This is a genomic window from Herpetosiphon geysericola, assembly GCF_001306135.1.
Lineage (GTDB): Bacteria > Chloroflexota > Chloroflexia > Chloroflexales > Herpetosiphonaceae > Herpetosiphon > Herpetosiphon geysericola.
The window spans coordinates 158,613-175,326 of the sequence record NZ_LGKP01000011.1; the positions used below are offsets into that span (position 1 = coordinate 158,613).

Here is a 16,714-nt window from a genome sequence, read left to right on the forward strand (position 1 = left end):
CAACTCGCCCTTCACAACGAAGGGCGAGGATTGAACGAAGATTAAGCAGTTAATTCATCGAGTTTGGTCACCAAATCGCCGAAGCGGTTCATGGCTCGATGAATTGGGTCTGGCGTAGTCATATCGACCCCAGCGCCCTTGAGCAAGTCAATTGATGATTTGGAATTGCCACCGCGCAAGAAATTGACATAATTTTCGGCAGCCTGAGGGCCTTCGGTCAAAATCTTGTCGGTCAAGGCAAGGGCTGCTGAAATGCCAGTTGAATATTGGTACACATAGAACGAGCGATAGAAATGGGGAATCCGTGCCCATTCAATATCCAATTCTTCATCGAAAACCAATTCAGGGCCATAGTATTGCTCGATCAAGCGGCGATACAAGGCGCTGAGGTTATCGGCGGTCAGGGCTTCGCCTTGTTCGGCCATGCGATGGGTTTCGCGCTCGAATTCTGCAAACAAGGTTTGGCGCAACAAGGTGCCACGAATATCATCAATTTGCTGGGTGACCAATTGTAAGCGTAAGGCTGGATCATCGCTGGTTTTGAGCATATATTCGGCCAGCAAGGCTTCGTTTAAGGTCGAAGCAACTTCAGCCACAAACAAGGTGTAGCTGCCATAGGTATAGGGCTGATTTTTGCGGGTCAGCAACGAGTGCATCGAGTGACCAAGCTCGTGGGCCAGGGTAAACAGGCTATTCAAGTTATTTTTGTAATTCATCAAAATGAATGGTTGCGAGGTGTAGCAACCCCATGAATAGGCTCCTGAGCGCTTGTTTTTGTTTTCATAGCGGTCAACCCAGCGCGATTCAAGCCCATGGCCGAGGCTTGAGCTATATTCAGCACCCAGCGGCTCTAAGGCGCTCAGAATTAACGAAGCCCCTTGCTCGAAATCAATTTTGGTTGGTGCAGCCCCATTCAAGGGCACAAACCAATCGTAGGCATGCAGGCTGTCGATGCCCAAAATGCGCTTGCGCACTGCCCCATAACGATGTAATTTGGGCAAGTGCTCGTGCACCGTGCTGATCAAATTATCATAGACGCTCATAGGAATTTCTTTGGGTTTTAAGCTGGCCTCCAAGGCCGAATTGTAGCCGCGCGCTTTGGCATAGAAAATATTGCTGCGCACGTTGGTGGCATAGTTTGCCGCCAACATGTTGCGAAACTGGCGATAGGTGCTGTGGATGCTCATAAAGGTGTCGCGGCGAATCCGTTGGTCGGGGTTTTCCAACAAGACCGAATAGCGACCCATGGTGACTTCAACTGGCTTGCCTTGATCGTCTTCAATGGGCGGGAATTTGAGGTCGGCATCGCTAAACATGTTGAAGGTAGTTTGGGCGCCACGGCTAATCTCGCCGCTTTGGGCCAATAATTCCTCAACTTCTCCAGAGCGGGTATGTTCGCGCAAGCGAATTTGTTCTTCTAAGGCACGGCGATAGACTTCGAGGGACGGCAAGGCGTTAATGTAGCCCAAAATTTGCTCGTCGGAAAGTGCCAACAACTCAGGCTCGATCCACGACGTGGCGGCGCTGGCCTTAATCGAGAGCGCGGTGGCCCGTTCTTCGAGCGCCTGATGATGCTGGTTGGCGGTGTCTTCGTCGGCGCGCAGGCTGGCGTAGACATAGATTTGTTCGAGCACCATGCCAAGTGCTTCTTGGGCTTGAAACACTGCCAATAATGCCTCAGGACCGTTGGCTAGGCTGCCTTGCAGGCTGGTCAAGGCTGGCAGCAAATCGTTGCTAATCCGTTCAACGTCAGCCTCCCAAGCCGCTTGGTCTGCATACAGACTACTAATATCCCAAGTGTCTTCGGCGCTTACTTCCTCGCGGGTTGGTACCTGTTCTTCAACCATGGTCATGAGGGGGTTCTCCCGTTTAATGTCAATGCTTCAGTGTTGCACCATCGCAGCACTGGTCTCATAACTATACAACCTAATCGATACAGTATGCTGATTTTAGCATAAACTGCACGATTTGCACTACCCGACTTTTGGCTGAACTGCGGTTAATCTGCTGCAAAGTTGCTGCTCCATGCGCCGTGCATTGGCTATAGTAAAGCCAGTCGATTGATTCAAGCAAAAGCGAGGTAGTTATGCAGTATCCGAATGAGCCTGTCTTTCCCCACTATTCAAAGCCTGAGCCACCACAGGTGTTGCCAGCCCATGGCGTTAGTTGGCAACGCTGGTTTTGGCGTGGCTGGGGCTGGATTATCCTTGCGAATACAGCTCTGACCATGAACCTTGGTGGTATGGAAGGATTACTGTTTTTTGGGGTGCTCGGGTTGTTGGTTGGCGTGGTTTTAGGTTTCTGGGTCAGCGTTTTTAGCACAATCGGCTTATATCAACGTGAGTTTGAGTGCCAGCCAGCCTTTTGGTTTGCTGTGCATTATGCAGCGTGGGCTGCCATTGTGGTGTTGATTTTTTATTTGCTAACCTCAGCGTGGAATATCTGGAGCTTCGATAACGATCATTTTCGTATTCTAAGCGTTGAGCTGCCAATGGCGTTTTTTATGCTGGCCAGCGGTCTGGTTGGTTGGCATATGCACGGTTGGTTAAATCGTCAGCAGCCTGCTGCGGCAGAAGCTCCGCCACCGCCTGAAAGTTGATTGATTTACAAGCGGGGTTACAATGGACTATCAGGTTCCTAGCAGTGAATTGGTTAAAATAGTGCGCTGGCAAGCATGGTTTTGGCGTAGTTGGCGAGAGATCATTCTTGGTACGGGTCTAATCAATGGGGTTTTGGTTATGGTAACTATTTCTGGAATAGCCATATCGCTCATAGACCCCTTTTTGTTTTATGTTGTGCTTGGTGGATTGATTGCGCTGGTTTTGGGCTTTTGGGTTAGCGTTTTCACCACGATCGGGTTGTACAAACGTCAAATTAAGCGTGATAAAACCTTTTGGTTTTGTCTCTACTATGCCATTGGGGCGGCAATAATGGCTTTGGGTTTTGGTTCTTTGGTGCCATTTTGGGATCTTTGGTCGCTAATACCACCTTGGTTTGGCCAGGAGTATTTCGGTTTTCGGCTTGGATTCCTCGAGGTGCACATGCTTAATTTTATTGTGGCCAATGCCTTGGCTGGTTGGCGAATGCAGAGTTGGTTAAAACAAACTGGGCACTAGCAGCACAATTGGACTATGGTAGGCTTGACAAGCGAGGGTTTTTGCGGTCTGGTATTGGTACGCCCTTTTTTCATGATGGTGGCGGTTTGGATAGGAGTTCTGCAATGATTGTTGCTGAAGAGTTACGCAAGCAATTTGGAGATTTTCACGCTGTCAAGGGCGTTTCGCTTGAAGTTAAACCTGGTGAAGTTTTAGCCTTGCTTGGCCCCAATGGCGCTGGCAAAACCACCAGCATTCGCATGTTGGCGGCAATTCTTAAGCCAACCAGCGGGCGGGCAATTGTCGGCGGCTTTAATGTTGAAACCCATGCCCGTGAAGTGCGCCACGCCGTTGGCTTGCTCACCGAATTTCCAGGCCTCTACCATCGCATGAAATCGCTTGATTATTTATTGTTTTTTGGGCGGCTGCAAGGCATGAACGACCGTGATTGTGGCAAGCGCGCGATTGAGTTATTGCAACAATTTGGCCTGTGGGAAGCCCGCGAAAAACGGATCGATGGCTATTCCAAGGGCATGAAACAAAAACTGGCCTTAATTCGGGCCATGATCCACGATCCCAATATTTTGTATCTCGATGAGCCAACCACCGCCATGGACCCGCATTCAGCGCGCACGGTGCGCGATGCGATTGCTGGCTTGCGCTCGGCTCAGCGCTCGATCATTCTGTGTACCCACAATTTGAACGAGGCCGAAGAACTAGCCGACCGCATCGCTGTTGTCCACGATGGCGGCATTGCCGTGCAGGGCACGATTGCTGAGCTGAGCCAAGAATTGATGGGCGACCCAATTTGGGAATTACGCTTGGCTCGACCTCAACCTGAGCTAGCCGCTCGCTTAGCCGATTTGCTCACAATTGAGGCAGTTGGCGATAGTTGGTTGCGCTATCGCACCACCGAGCCACACGCGCTTAATCCTAGCCTCATTCAACGGATCAGCGGTTGGGGCTGGCCGTTACTATCGATCAACGAGGTGCAGCGCTCGTTAGAAGATGTCTATCTGACGATTGTTGGCCAAACTCATAACGAACGGGTTCGCAACCAGCCTGTGCAGCCAAACGCTGCTGCGGTAGCCGAGGTAGCCGTATGAGCAATCAGGCCCTAACCATTACGCGGCGCGATTTACGCGATACCCTGAGCGATTGGCGCACCTTGATTCCGCTGTGTATTCTTTCGGTGCTGTTGCCGCTGATCTTACGGGCGGGCGTGGCCCAGGCGGTGAGTTTTCTTGACGATGAATTTATCAGTCGCAGCTTAGTGCCGCTTGGCTTGTTGATTGCTGGCTTCTTGCCTGCCTCACTTTCCTTGATTGGCCCGCTGGAATCGTTTGTTGGCGAACGTGAGCGCGCAACTTTAGAATCGCTTTTGGCGATGCCGCTGAGCGATCGCGGCTTGTATTTGGCCAAATTTTTTGCCGCCCTGCTGCCACCAGTTGGTTCCTCGGCTGTGGCAATGGTTATTTATAGCGTGGCGATTGAATTTGGGCGCCCTATCCGCATGGCCTCGCTGCCAAATCGCGTCTTTCTCAGCGAATATCTGACCAGTGCCTGGATTCTGGGGATTACGGCTATTTTGCTGATTAAAGTCTTCACCATGGTTGCAGCAGCGGTCTATGTTTCTTCACATACGACCAGCATTCGAGCTGCCAACTTACTTGCGAGTTTCATTCTGATTCCAATGGCAATTTTGGTCCAGATTGAATCCTTGATCATCATTAATGGCATGGTTTTGCCAATTATCTTGATCAATGGATTGTTGCTGGTGGTTGGCCTGGTGATGGTTGGCTGGGGTATGTATAGTTTCAATCGCGAAGAATTGCTTTCGCGTGAGCATGAAACGATCAGCAAACGCAGTTCAACCCAACGCCTGAGCCAAGCGACCACGACTCATGGCCCAGTGTTGACGATTTTGCGCCGTGAAGCAACTGATACCTTGAGTGATTGGCGGATTTTGATTCCGATTGGCTTGCTGACCTTTTTGGTGCCAATTGGCGCTTTGTTTGGCGTAATCTATGCCTACTCGAATGTTGAAACACCAGAGGGTGTGGTTAATTTAATGCCCTTTATTGTGTTGCTGGTGGGTTTTCTACCTGCGTCGTTTTCGTTGATTGTTGCGCTAGAGGTGTTTGTTGGCGAGCGTGAACGTGGCTCGCTAGAATCACTGTTTTCAATGCCAATTAGCGATGGTCAATTGTATCGCGGCAAGTTGTTGGCGGCGATTGTGCCGCCAATTGGGGCCAGCCTCATTGCGATGCTGCTGTTTGGGGTTGGCCTGAGTATTTTTGCCCCAACTGCCTTGCTTGGCCGAATCGATCTTGCGATCTTTAGTCAAATGGTGCTGCTGAGCATTGCCCAGGCTTTGGCAATGGTTTCGGCAGCAGTCGTGATTTCATCGCATACCAACACTGTGCGCTTGGCCAACTTATTAGCCAGTTTCATTTTGGTGCCAGTGGCAATTATGGTGCAGCTTGAGGCGGTGTTGATTATTGGCGAACGCTATGATGTGCTGAATGCAATTATGGCGGTGATGCTGATTTTGACGATTGTGCTCAGCCGCACTGGGATTGGCAGTTTTAAACGCGAATCAATTCTGTCGCGTGAGCATTTAGCGCTTAATTTTAGCCAAATTAATCGCGCCTTGAATGCCTTCATCAGCGAAATTCGCCCTGCTGGCACGAATCCCGATAAGCATCTGCCACTGTTTTATGTACAAACTGCGCATGGCCCAGAACGCAAGCTTAGCGCATGGATCAAACGCTTCTATCGCCAAGAATTGGCTGTGGTTTGGCGCGAAACCCGCTTAGCTTTGGCGGTGGTGCTGATTTGTTGTTTGGCGGCAATTATCTTTGGCAGCCAATTTACGCCAGAGAGCCAGCGCGAACAATCGTTGGCGAATATCATGACCCGCTTGGATGTCAATCGTGGGGCCTTGGTTACAGCTAAATTTGGCAATCTTTTGAGCACTAATCTGTTTGCAATCTTTTTTGCTGGCCTGTTTTCAGCGCTTAGTCTGGGCTTTTTTGGCTTGATGCTGCCAGTGATTAACCTAATGAGCATCGCATTTCGGGCTAGCACGCTGGCGGCGAGTGGCGGGATTGGCGCAGGGTTGAATTATCTGGTGGCCTATGAATTACCTCATGGCCTGATTGAAATTCCATTAAGCATGTTTGCAGCGGCCTTGGCCTTGCGGCTGGGCGCATCCTTGGCCTTTGTGCCGCCAACCTATAGCGCCGGACGGCATTTGCTCTGGGCTTGGGGCATGTATTTGAAAGTATTTTGCTTGGTGATTGTGCCTGGGTTTGTGCTAGCAGGTTTAGTTGAGGTTTTGCTGACGCCTGTCGTATATCAAACGGTCTATGGCTTTTTGGGAATTTAGCCTGTTGACAAGCCATGAAGCGGCTTCGTACAATGGAGCCAGCACTTGGTACTGCTAGGAGGGTACTTTGATGGTGGCTCCTTCTGCGCTTGCGTTAATTTTGCCTGCTGGTATGCCTTTGGCAACCGCGTTGATGATCGTCAATCAACGCCACGTCGATTGGCTGGTGATTACGCCTACGCCCAACCCCAAAGAGGGCGATGCTGCCACGTTGATTGCTGTGGCTGAGCTGAAGCAAAGCAATGTTTCAGTCGTCGGGGCCTTGGCTGGCGTTACGGTCACGATCATCCGCATTTTTCCAGATCGCACTGCGCATTGGCAGAGCGACCCGGTTGTACCCAAACATACCGACGATTATCGCGGCACAGATGAGACTGGGACTGTAGCTCCGCCGCCAACAAACCAATTGCGGGTGATCAATGCTGCACTCTATTATGCAGATGATCCGCCTGATTTGGTTGCTGCGACTTCGACTTTAGCACTAGCAGGCCGCTATCATTTGCGGATTAATATTGGCCAGCGCCGCAGCGATTCGCGGATAGCTACTGCTGAAGCCTTGCCAACGCCCGAAACAAACGAGGATTTGCCTTTATTTATCAGTGTGTCGAGCAAAGGCCAGTATGTGGTGTTTGATGCACCGATGCATCATTTGAGTTTGCCACCAAGCGGCGATAGCCAAACCATCCAATTTAGTCTGACTGCCAACCAAGTGATCGATGATCTGCCTCTGTGGATTAATGTTTATTATAATTGGACTCTGCTGCAAACGCTTGAATTGCATTTCAAAATCACCCCCGTTGAGAGCGATTTGCCAGAGCCATTATTGGCACGGGTCAGCTATTCGCGCACGGCTGGCTTTGCAGATTTAGCATCAATTCGGCCCAAGCAAATCAGCTGCACATTAACTGGCGATGGCGAGTTTTATCGCATGAGCGTGGCATGGCCAGCTGAAGGCACAAGCACGCGCCGCGAACAACGTGGCTTGAATGTGGTGTTGCCAATCAATGCAGCCAGCTTGAGCAATGAAATTCTCCAAGCTCGCAACACGCTCTACGATATTACTTGGCAGCCATCGTATCGCCAAGGCACGCGCGGCAAGTTGGCTGAGCGGCGCGAAAGCTTGTATCAATTGGCAGTTGTTGGTAATCGGCTGTATGCTGCGTTATTTGCCCCAAGCGGCGCAACTGCTGAACAAGCAGCATCGTTGGCGGCCTTGCGTGCATGGCTCGAAACAATTAGCGCTGAACAAAGCCTACCAGCCTTGCAGATTATTCACCAAGGTATGCCCAGCGGCGTGCCATGGGGCTTGCTCTACCCCGAGCCAGTCAACGACCCGAACAGTGTTGATTTGAGCAAATTTTGGGGTTGTCGCTATCGTTTAGAGATTATGACCACGCAGCTGGCCCAAAATGCGCAACAAGCGCCAAGTGCTCAGCAGCAATTGCAGATTGGCGGCGGAACCTATAATTTTCGCGTGCCAATCGCCGATAGTGTGGTTGATGTAACCCAACAGCACCGTGCAGCCTTGCAAACGTGGAGTGCTAGCCGTGGCAATGTTACGCTTGATCTGCGGGAGGCTGGCGATAAAACCAGCCTTGGCCCGTTATTCAGCCAAAGCGATATTGTTTATATGTATTGCCATGGCCACACCGCCAAAACTCCCGATGATACCTCGGATTGGGTGGCCAAGTTTCGTGATCAGATGGCGCGTTTGGATGAAGGTGTGCGCAGCAAATACAGCGATTTGCTGAGTTTGAGCCAAAAAGAATATCAGCCAAGTGACCCAAATAGTAGCGATAGCTGGCTGAAATGGAACCAAAGCCTGTTGCCGTTGCGCTTGCTGAGCCAATGGGGCCTGAAACTCGAACGCAAACCGTTGGTGATTTTGAATATGTGTGAATCGGCCCAAGTGCTGCCAACCTTGAGCAGCGGTTTTATTCCTTTTTTTAGCCAACTTGGCGCACGCGGTATTTTGGGCACCGAATGCCCAATGCTCGCGCCATTTGCGGCAGCCTTTGGCCAAAAATTAATCGAACGCTTGGGTCTGGGCGAGGCGATGGGCGATATTCTGCCAGCCCTGCGGCGCTACTTTATCGAAGAAGAGCGCAACCCCTTGGGTTTGGCCTATACCTATTATGGCGATGCTGATGCCAAAGTTTAATGAAGGATGAGGGATGAAGGAAAGGCAGAAATCAAAAGTCAAAAGTCAAAAAGAACAGAGAGCATAGAGCAAGGATGAATTATGAGGGATGAAGTAAAGGCAGAAGGCAGAAGGCAAAAGTCAGAAGTCAGAAGGCAAAAAGAAAAGAGAACAGAGAGCATAGAACATAATCTTAAAATCTGTGCCAATCTGTGGCTAAAAAATGGTTATTCGTGTAATTCGTGCAATTCGTGGCTAAAAAATGTCCTTCGTGCTCTTCGTGTTCTTCGCGGTTCCGATCCTTTGTGTGCCTTCGTGGCCTTCTTAGTGCCTATTTTTAACGCAGAGGCGCAAAGAAGCAAAGGATGAAGGATACTACGCCGACGACTATGGCGATGCTGATGCCAAAGTTTAGGCGAGGTGGTGGAGATAGCGGGAATCGAACCCTTGTTATGCTGCCAAAGTTTAACAGTGTTATAGTTGAGTTGACAACGAACCTTTATTTCCAGCCAAGCATCATTATTCATTGTGTGAAGGAGTTGCTGTGAGCGATTCAACCAATCAAGAAGCAGTGTTGGCCAGCCAAATTCAAACGCTGGTTGAGCTTTCGGAAGATGATTTATTTCGCAAGCTTGGGATTCAGGTCAAGCAAGCTGAAGAAGCCGATGCAGCGCAATTAGAGGCAGCGCAGGCCAACGGTGCATTTGCTGAGCCAGCTGAGATTGAAATGGGCTTGGGTAAGGATTTGCGGGCCTTTGGCGCACGCTGGTGGGCCGAAATCGAACCAAAGCTCTACAATTTGTTGTGCTCCAGCGAAAGCAGCGAGCGCAGCCAAATTTTGGCCCAATTGCCCGCAGCCAAGGGTGGCACTGCAACGGCGGTGGTCGGTGGCGATAGCGGCAACGCTGCTGCTGACAATATCGCCACGGCCTTAGCGCCATTATTAATTGGCCTCTTGCCCTTTAATTTGCCAATTATTGCCTCAGTTGGCGCGACGATTGCCGCCAAAATGATTTTGAGCTCGGGCCTAAAAACCACCTGCGATATGTGGCAAGAATCGATTGAAGCACGCGAAGCTGCTAAAGCCAAAACCGAAGCTAAGCCTGCTGAATAATCATAATTCAGATAGCTGATTAAGCGCAGCACAATCTGTTGCGCTTTTTGTTTGTTAAGGGTTCGGCTATTGCACCAAATTAGCCAACAAACGTCACGGAAGTTCAGCCCAAGCAGCGCTATAATATCAAGAGTATCGATTAAAGGATTCATGGTATGACATCAATTCGTAAGTTCCTTTGGGTAAGTCTTGGGACTTTTTTCTTGATATTAGGCGTAATTGGCATTTTCGTGCCGCTGATTCCAACCACGGGGCCGTTATTGGTCTCGGCGGCGTGCTATATGCGTGGTTCGCAACGTTGGTATAACTGGCTGATGAGCAATCGCTATTTGGGCAGTTATATTCGTAATTTTCGCGATAAACGCGGCATGCCGTTGCGGGCTAAGATTGTCACGCTGCTTTTGCTGTGGCCAACCTTAGCCCTTTCTGCCTGGCTTAAGCCGATTTGGTGGCTTTGGCTCATTCTTTTGGCGGTGGGGATTGGGGTGTCGTGGCTGATGTGGAAGCTTCCGACGTTGCAGCTTGATCCTCAGGGTAACGCCATGCCAAGCGCTGCTGAACCCGCGCCTCATAGCCATGATCTGTCGGGTAGTAATAGCGATGCCCCGCTAAATTCGGCGGTAGATGCTCCTGTTCAACCTGGGCATCTTTGAAATCGTGGGCATATTGATAGCCCGACCCATAGCCCAGCCCCTTCATCAAGCCAGTGACCGCATTGCGCAAATGCAGCGGCACTGGTTCGTTGCGGGTGGCCTCTACATCGTGAATCACTGCCCCATAGGCTCGATAAACCGCATTGCTTTTCGGTGCTTGGGCCAAATAGACTACTGCTTGGGCCAAGGCCAACGCGCCTTCACCAGTGCCCATAAAATGTACTGCCTGCTGGGCGGCAACACAAATGCCTAAGGCCAGCGGGTCGGCAAGGCCAATATCCTCGACGGCCATACGAATCACCCGCCGCGCCACATACAATGGGTCTTCGCCGCCCTCAAGCATGCGTGCCATCCAATATAACGCGCCATCGGGGTCGCTATCGCGCACCGATTTGTGTAAGGCCGAGATTGCGTCGTAATGCAATTCGCCAGTTTTATCGTAGCTGACGTTGCGGCGTTGATAGGCCTCAACAATCGCCTCCAAATCGATCAGGCGTTGGCCGTTTGGCTCGGGAACTTGGGTTAATGCTGCTGCTTCGAGTGCGGTCAAGGCTGCGCGGGCATCGCCGCTGGCCAAATGGATGAGCATATCGCGGGCTTCGGGGCTGAGTTGCACTCGCTGTTTGCCCAAGCCGCGTTCATTATCGCTCAAGGCGCGTTCAATAATCGCCTCGATTGCCTGATCATCGAGTGATTCAAGCACAATTACCCGACAACGTGAAAGCAAGGCACGATTAATTTCAAACGAAGGATTTTCGGTAGTTGCCCCAATCAAGGTGACAGTGCCATCCTCAACCGCTGGCAGCACTGCATCCTGTTGCGCTTTGTTCCAACGATGAATTTCATCGATAAACAACACCGTGCGCTTGCCATACATGCCGCGGCGCTCGGTGGCCTCTTTGACCACTTTGCGCAATTCGGCCACGCCTGCGCTGACTGCCGACAGTGGCTCGAAATGTGCCGAAGAAGCCCCAGCGATAATCCGCGCGAGCGTGGTTTTGCCAGTGCCAGGCGGCCCCCACAAAATCAGCGAAATCAATTGATCGCGCTCGATCAGGCGGCGCAATAACCGCCCTTCGCCGACAATTTTGGTTTGGCCTTCGTATTCGGCCAACGTGCGAGGCCGCATGCGTGCTGCCAAGGGCGCATCGTTGCTTTGGCTCGCTTGATAGCTAAATAAATCCATGAATTGTGATACCTTTCTTATGATGATGTTTTGGAGGTACCATGCGCAAATCTCTGCTCCTGATTAGTTTGCTTGGTGTGTTGGTAGCCTGTGGCGAGCAACAAGTCGATGCGCCAATTGCGCCGACGAGTGTGCCACTCAACCAACCAGCTGGCAGTTCCGCTACTCCACTTGCTGAAGCAACAGCAGTCATTGTACCAAGCCCTGAGCCAACAACAAGTGCTGGTAAACCAGCGCCCAACGCGCCAACCGAAGTGGTTGCGCCAACCAATCCAATTAGCTTGCCCGCTGGCTTTGGCATTAGTGTGTTTCAAAGCAAATTGACTGGCCCACGTATGCTGACGATTGGCCCAGATGGCGCGATTTATACCGCCGAACGGGGCGAAGATCGGATTGTGCGCCTGCCCGACCGCAATGCAGATGGCTTGGCTGATGGCGTTGAGGTGATTGCTGATGGCTTCGATTCGCCATCAAGCATGATTTTCGACCAAGCTGGCAACTTGTATGTGGCTGAAACCACCAAGGTGATCAAATTAACCCAGCCTGATGCTGAGGGCAAATATACTCAGCGCCAAACGATCATCGATGGTTTGCCAGATGGTGGCCATAGCACCCGCACCTTGCTGTTTAACGCCGACGAGAGCAAACTCTACGTGGCGATCGGTTCATCGTGCAATGTTTGCGACGAAGACGACGAACGCCGTGCCGCCGTGATGGAATATGATCCCGATGGCAGCAATGGCCGAATTTATGCCAAAGGCTTGCGCAACGCCGTCGGCATTACTTGGCGGCCTGGCAGCAACGAATTATGGGCTACCAACAATGGCCGCGATATGCTGGGCGACGATCAGCCACCTGAAACCGTTAATGTTGCCACTAGCGATGGCTTGGATTTTGGCTGGCCGCGCTGTCACTCAGGCCGCATTGCCGACCCTGAGTTTGGCAAAGCTGCCAATGCCTGCGAAGGTGTTACGCCGCCAGCAGTTGAGATGCAAGCTCATAGCGCGCCATTGGGCCTTGCGTTTGGCAACGGCAGCAACTTCCCCGAACCCTACCAAAGCGGCTTGTTTGTGGCCTTCCATGGCTCGTGGAACCGCTCAACCCCAACTGGCTATAAAGTCGTATTTGTGCCAATCACCGATGGCAAAGCTGGCAATGCCCAAGATTTTGCCACTGGCTGGCTGACCGATGCAGGCGCAGTTTGGGGTCGTCCCGTTGATGTCATTGTTGGGCGCGACGGCAGTTTGTATATTTCAGATGATGCTGGCGGGGCGATTTACCGCGTCTTTGCCAAGTAGCCACGTCTCGATTTGTTTACCAAGGGTTGTTGCATAACAACCCTTTTTTGTTTAAACCACGGCTACCCTAGCAACAGGCCAAATGCGGTTCGACCTGCATTTAACTGTAAAAAATTATTGCTGTGCTTAATCCCCTTTACGGTGGATGAATCCGGTTCAACTATTCACAACCGTGGGGGATGAAGGCTAAAGCAAGACACGACTTTGGGCATTTTGCACAAATTGCAAACTTGACGTAGCATAGATACAAGTGATCGATTGGATCAGATTGCTTTACACTCTATCGTTCGCTGTTGGTTTGAGGAGGTCGCTGCATGCGTTTCGCGCTTCGCCCGTGGTTTCGCCTATTGGTTATCAATCTGTTTGTTATGGGAAGCCTGATTGCTTGTGGCCAAACCACGACTGATCCTGCTAGCGCCTACACGGTGGTTACTCCTGCAACCATTAACGCTGGCGATCCAATTCCCGCCCCCAGTTCTGAGGTTGTTTTGAGCCTCAGCGGCCTGATTGGCCAAACCAATAATGGCCAGCAGCTTGATTTCAGCATGGAAACGCTTGAACAGCTTGGGGTGGTGGAATATACGCTCACTGATCCATTCTTGGGTCGAACCGTGACCTACCAAGGGGTGTTGCTCAGCAGCATTTTCGCTGCGGCCAAGGTTGGCGATAGCGCCAAAACGGTCAAAGCCATCGCCTTGAACGACTATAGCGTTGATATTGCGATCGATGAATTGCGCAGCATGCCTGTCATCTTGGCAACCCGCTTGGATGGCGAGCGCATGGCTGTTTCGGATAAAGGCCCACTGGAAATTGTGTTTCCATACCACGCCTATAAACTTGAGCACGAGAAATATGTGGGCATGTGGATCTGGCAGTTGCGGAGTATGGAGATTAAGTAATGCAGCCTCGCAGTTGGATTCACCGATTGGTGCTTGCAGGCACAAGCTTGATCTTTTTGATCTTGCTTGTGCTCTTGGGCTTTAATTTACAAACCTTAAGTGTTGCCAACCGCTTCTTCACGCTTGATGGCGGCATTTGGAACCCAACCCAGCTTGAGCGCGAAATTTTGCGCCTGCGGGTAATTGCCAATGAAATTAGTATGGGCACGCCCAATTTAGGCAACGAGTTTGTGCTGCGACGTAATTTAGTTGGTAGCCGCATTAATATCTTGGGTGATTTTTATCGAGTTGAGCGCGAAGATCAACGCAGTTTGCTCGAACGTAGCTCGTTTGAAGTAATTAAGCGCGATTTCTTTACGCTCGAAACCCAGACCCGGCTTAATATTTCGACCAACTCGGTGCAGCAATTAATTCCAGTTTTAAGCAATATGGAAACCAATGCGCGCACGATGGTCAATGAGCGCCGCCAAATTGTCGATCGCGCCGCGCAATTTCAACGCCAATCACTTGAACGCTTACGGATCACGCTCTTATTTATTCTTGGCGGGATTATTATTCAAGTGCCGATTTTCTTTTTACTCAGTCGGCGGCGCTTTGATACAACCCTGCAAAAAGCCTATGGCGCATTGCAAGAACGCTCGAGCGCGCTTGAGCAATCGCAGCACGAATTGGCTAGCTCCAACGCGCTAGCGCAGCAGCAAAACGAGGCCTTGCAACAAACCTTGGCCGATTTAGAAAAAAGTATGGCTGAACGCAGCGTTTTGGAAACCACCGTGCAGCGCATGCAGTTTCCGATTATTCCGTTGCGTAATCGCATGGCAATTATGCCAGTAATTGGCAATTTATCCAGCGAGCGGGTCAAAATTGCTACTGATTCTGCGGCGCAGTACGTCGAAGTCAAACGCATCAAAGTGCTTTTATTTGACATAACAGGAGTGTCGGCGATTGATCGCTCAGCGGCGGCTAGTATGCAACAACTGTTGCAGATGTTGCGTTTGCTTGGCTGCGAGCCGGTGTTGGTGGGCGTAACGCCTGATGTGGCCGAAGAATTAGTCCATACTGGCCTACCCCAACATGGCCTGCAAACCTACGCCAATTTGCAACAGGCAATCGAGGCCACCGCGAAAACGCTAGAGTAGGCATCAGGGGCTAGGGGTCAGGGATCGGGGATCAGGCGGCAGCTGTAACCGCGAAGAGCACGAAGAACCCGAAGGTTGAAACCGCGAAGGCCACGAAGAGCGCGAAGGGGATAAGTTTGGAGTATTGGCTTTTGGTCAATTATTCGTGTAATTTGTGTAATTCGTGGCTAAATTAATCTCTTTAGCCAATCCCGATCAATGACCCAACAACGACTGTCCGCTTGCCAAAAAAGAGATCGAGCTACGAGCAGCCCGATCTCTTTTTTATTCCTACTACTTATGCTCTATGTTCTATGTTCTGAGCTCTATGCTTTGTGGTCCGCTCCAATTGCGGCTTGGGTCGATCAAGTTGGGAATTGCCTCGAAAAACATGCGCACTGAATGTTCTTCGCCAGCAGCGATATGTTTATAGACCTTGTTAAACGGATAAACCCAAATATCGCCGCCTTGGACGGGCAGGGCAATGCCCCAATCGTTGCTCTCGCGTTCGAGGCCCCAACGTCCGCCGTAGTTGGCAATAATGCAGGCGCCCAAAAACGCACCGAGCGATTGTACCAAACTTGGGGGCACATTCTCAGGGTCGTGATTGGGCCGAATTTGTTCGATATAGGTATTGAGCCATTTCACTGCCAAGTGATTATACTCAAGTTCGATGCCAAGCTGGCTTTGCACTGAGCGCACAAAGTGTTGCGCCAAGTGCTCTAGGCCAGCGATAATTTGTTCATGTTGCGACATAACGACCTTAATGATTATTTGGTGGCCTGTTCGAGCACGCGCAAGGTGACATGGGCTACACCAAAGGGTAATGGATGATTATTGGGCATTGGTTTTAGTCGGCTATTGCCCGATTCGTGCTCCAAGATGCCAATCACTTGGCCTTGGTAAAACGGCACATACAAGGTTGGTTTATCGGGCACGCTAATTTGCACGGCGCCGGTAGCGCTGCGCTTATGCACATCAGCAACAACCTGCTGCAAAATAGTTTTCGAGGCCGCAATCGCTGCTGGTCGATTAGGATCAGCGCCAACAATTGCGCTACAAGCCTCGATCAAGCGCGCTGGCGTTTGATACAGATCGGGCTGCGAATGCGCGCTGGCCAACTGCTGCAAGGCTTGGTTAGCGCTAAACCATTGATCATTGCCCAAATCTTGGGCATGCACGCCACGCAAATTACCCTCGCTGAACAGCACAATCCCCATCACAAAGCCAGTGCTTTGCGCGCCTGGCTGATAGTAAAGATAACCAGAAAAGCGTTGAGCATGTAAATATTCAAGTTGCTTGCCGAGCGGCAGGCTTTGCAATTGCTTGCTGCTATTCGGATCGTGCTCGCCTGGCGGCAGCACTAACGAACGCCGCACAGGCTGCGGAATTAAGGCCTCTTTGGGAATTGGCGCAGCACTTAGGCCAAAAAACTCCAGTGCAAAATCGTGCTCAGGTGGCCGATTTAAAATTTCACCTTCGACCATAATCGTTAATAAACGATCAAAATTTGCTACCATCTCTGCATTAATACTGTGTGCTGGCTTAAACAAGTTATCGGCGGCGTTCCATTCAAAATGGCCCGAACGCCGCGTTAATAGCCAATCAACTGCATCTTCGCCAATTTGGCCATGTGGGTCTACTTGGCCATGGCGCAAAATCCCATCGACAAAAAATAAATGCACCCGATCTATGTGATCGATCCATGTGAGTCGGCCTGATAATTGTCGCCGTTTCACGGTTTCAACCACTTGTGGTAGATCGTGAAGGTGCGGGATTGCCGCCAATGAATTCATACCATCCTCCACACCAAACAAGTA

At 50.9% G+C, this 16,714-nt stretch carries 13 protein-coding genes and 1 pseudogene; 10 read left to right on the forward strand and 4 right to left on the reverse strand.

Annotated features, from left to right (window positions below; translation table 11 throughout):
• Positions 1-41 precede the first annotated feature (41 nt).
• Complete coding sequence (gene pepF, locus SE18_RS05910; protein WP_054533507.1) at positions 42-1,853, reverse strand: oligoendopeptidase F; 1,812 nt, start codon at positions 1,851-1,853, stop codon at positions 42-44.
• A 233-nt stretch (positions 1,854-2,086) separates the two neighbouring features.
• Here pepF and SE18_RS05915 point away from each other — a divergent pair, with 233 nt between their 5' ends.
• The 7 genes and pseudogenes from SE18_RS05915 to SE18_RS28315 all read left to right on the forward strand — a co-directional run.
• The gene (locus SE18_RS05915; protein WP_054533508.1) at positions 2,087-2,599 is read left to right on the forward strand and encodes a hypothetical protein; all 513 of its coding nucleotides are present in this window, start codon (positions 2,087-2,089) and stop codon (positions 2,597-2,599) included.
• Positions 2,600-2,621: 22 nt separating this feature from the next.
• Positions 2,622-3,116 carry a hypothetical protein gene (locus SE18_RS05920; RefSeq protein WP_054533509.1) on the forward strand — a complete coding sequence of 165 codons (495 nt, stop codon included), beginning with the start codon at positions 2,622-2,624 and terminating at the stop codon, positions 3,114-3,116.
• Between the two features lie 104 nt (positions 3,117-3,220).
• The gene (locus tag SE18_RS05925) at positions 3,221-4,201 is read left to right on the forward strand and encodes an ABC transporter ATP-binding protein (protein WP_054533510.1); all 981 of its coding nucleotides are present in this window, start codon (positions 3,221-3,223) and stop codon (positions 4,199-4,201) included.
• The gene (locus SE18_RS05930; protein ID WP_054533511.1) at positions 4,198-6,486 is read left to right on the forward strand and encodes a stage II sporulation protein M; all 2,289 of its coding nucleotides are present in this window, start codon (positions 4,198-4,200) and stop codon (positions 6,484-6,486) included. The genes SE18_RS05925 and SE18_RS05930 overlap by 4 nt, the downstream gene beginning before the upstream one ends.
• 70 nt (positions 6,487-6,556) lie before the next feature.
• Positions 6,557-8,647, forward strand: coding sequence for a CHAT domain-containing protein (locus tag SE18_RS05935; protein WP_054533512.1), 2,091 nt, complete (start codon positions 6,557-6,559; stop codon positions 8,645-8,647).
• 523 nt (positions 8,648-9,170) lie between these two features.
• Positions 9,171-9,740 (forward strand): hypothetical protein, encoded by a 570-nt coding sequence (locus tag SE18_RS05950; RefSeq protein ID WP_054533515.1) that lies wholly within the window; start codon positions 9,171-9,173, stop codon positions 9,738-9,740.
• Between the two features lie 155 nt (positions 9,741-9,895).
• A pseudogene (locus SE18_RS28315) lies at positions 9,896-10,195 on the forward strand (YbaN family protein); the annotation flags it as partial.
• A gap of 4 nt (positions 10,196-10,199) precedes the next feature.
• On the opposite strand, the gene SE18_RS05955 reads toward SE18_RS28315, so the two are convergent.
• Entirely contained in the window at positions 10,200-11,579 is a 1,380-nt protein-coding gene (locus SE18_RS05955) for a replication-associated recombination protein A (protein WP_054533516.1), read from the reverse strand.
• Between the two features lie 41 nt (positions 11,580-11,620).
• On the opposite strand from SE18_RS05955, the gene SE18_RS05960 reads away from it, so the two are divergent.
• From SE18_RS05960 to SE18_RS05970, 3 genes are all read left to right on the forward strand, one after another.
• Positions 11,621-12,877, forward strand: a complete 1,257-nt coding sequence (locus SE18_RS05960) for a PQQ-dependent sugar dehydrogenase (RefSeq protein ID WP_054533517.1) — start codon at positions 11,621-11,623, stop codon at positions 12,875-12,877.
• A 314-nt stretch (positions 12,878-13,191) separates the two neighbouring features.
• Positions 13,192-13,776, forward strand: a complete 585-nt coding sequence (locus SE18_RS05965) for a molybdopterin-dependent oxidoreductase (RefSeq protein ID WP_054533518.1) — start codon at positions 13,192-13,194, stop codon at positions 13,774-13,776.
• Positions 13,776-14,915, forward strand: a complete 1,140-nt coding sequence (locus tag SE18_RS05970) for an STAS domain-containing protein (RefSeq protein ID WP_054533519.1) — start codon at positions 13,776-13,778, stop codon at positions 14,913-14,915. The genes SE18_RS05965 and SE18_RS05970 overlap by 1 nt, the downstream gene beginning before the upstream one ends.
• A 291-nt stretch (positions 14,916-15,206) precedes the next feature.
• On the opposite strand, the gene SE18_RS05975 is transcribed toward SE18_RS05970, so the two are convergent.
• Together SE18_RS05975 and SE18_RS05980 are read right to left on the reverse strand one after the other, a co-directional pair.
• The gene (locus SE18_RS05975; protein ID WP_054533520.1) at positions 15,207-15,650 is read right to left on the reverse strand and encodes a DUF3806 domain-containing protein; all 444 of its coding nucleotides are present in this window, start codon (positions 15,648-15,650) and stop codon (positions 15,207-15,209) included.
• A 14-nt stretch (positions 15,651-15,664) separates the two neighbouring features.
• On the reverse strand, positions 15,665-16,690 hold the full coding sequence (locus SE18_RS05980; RefSeq protein WP_054533521.1) for a DUF4388 domain-containing protein: 1,026 nt from the start codon (positions 16,688-16,690) through the stop codon (positions 15,665-15,667).
• Positions 16,691-16,714: the final 24 nt, after the last annotated feature.

What these genes read in the sequence shown, in the direction of transcription:
- pepF (WP_054533507.1), bottom strand. Translation starts at nt 1,853, where the DNA reads ATGACCATGGTTGAAGAACAGGTACCAACCCGCGAGGAAGTAAGCGCC.
- SE18_RS05915 (WP_054533508.1), top strand. Translation starts at nt 2,087, where the DNA reads ATGCAGTATCCGAATGAGCCTGTCTTTCCCCACTATTCAAAGCCTGAG.
- SE18_RS05920 (WP_054533509.1), top strand. Translation starts at nt 2,622, where the DNA reads ATGGACTATCAGGTTCCTAGCAGTGAATTGGTTAAAATAGTGCGCTGG.
- SE18_RS05925 (WP_054533510.1), top strand. Translation starts at nt 3,221, where the DNA reads ATGATTGTTGCTGAAGAGTTACGCAAGCAATTTGGAGATTTTCACGCT.
- SE18_RS05930 (WP_054533511.1), top strand. Translation starts at nt 4,198, where the DNA reads ATGAGCAATCAGGCCCTAACCATTACGCGGCGCGATTTACGCGATACC.
- SE18_RS05935 (WP_054533512.1), top strand. Translation starts at nt 6,557, where the DNA reads ATGGTGGCTCCTTCTGCGCTTGCGTTAATTTTGCCTGCTGGTATGCCT.
- SE18_RS05955 (WP_054533516.1), bottom strand. Translation starts at nt 11,579, where the DNA reads ATGGATTTATTTAGCTATCAAGCGAGCCAAAGCAACGATGCGCCCTTG.
- SE18_RS05960 (WP_054533517.1), top strand. Translation starts at nt 11,621, where the DNA reads ATGCGCAAATCTCTGCTCCTGATTAGTTTGCTTGGTGTGTTGGTAGCC.
- SE18_RS05965 (WP_054533518.1), top strand. Translation starts at nt 13,192, where the DNA reads ATGCGTTTCGCGCTTCGCCCGTGGTTTCGCCTATTGGTTATCAATCTG.
- SE18_RS05970 (WP_054533519.1), top strand. Translation starts at nt 13,776, where the DNA reads ATGCAGCCTCGCAGTTGGATTCACCGATTGGTGCTTGCAGGCACAAGC.
- SE18_RS05975 (WP_054533520.1), bottom strand. Translation starts at nt 15,650, where the DNA reads ATGTCGCAACATGAACAAATTATCGCTGGCCTAGAGCACTTGGCGCAA.
- SE18_RS05980 (WP_054533521.1), bottom strand. Translation starts at nt 16,690, where the DNA reads ATGAATTCATTGGCGGCAATCCCGCACCTTCACGATCTACCACAAGTG.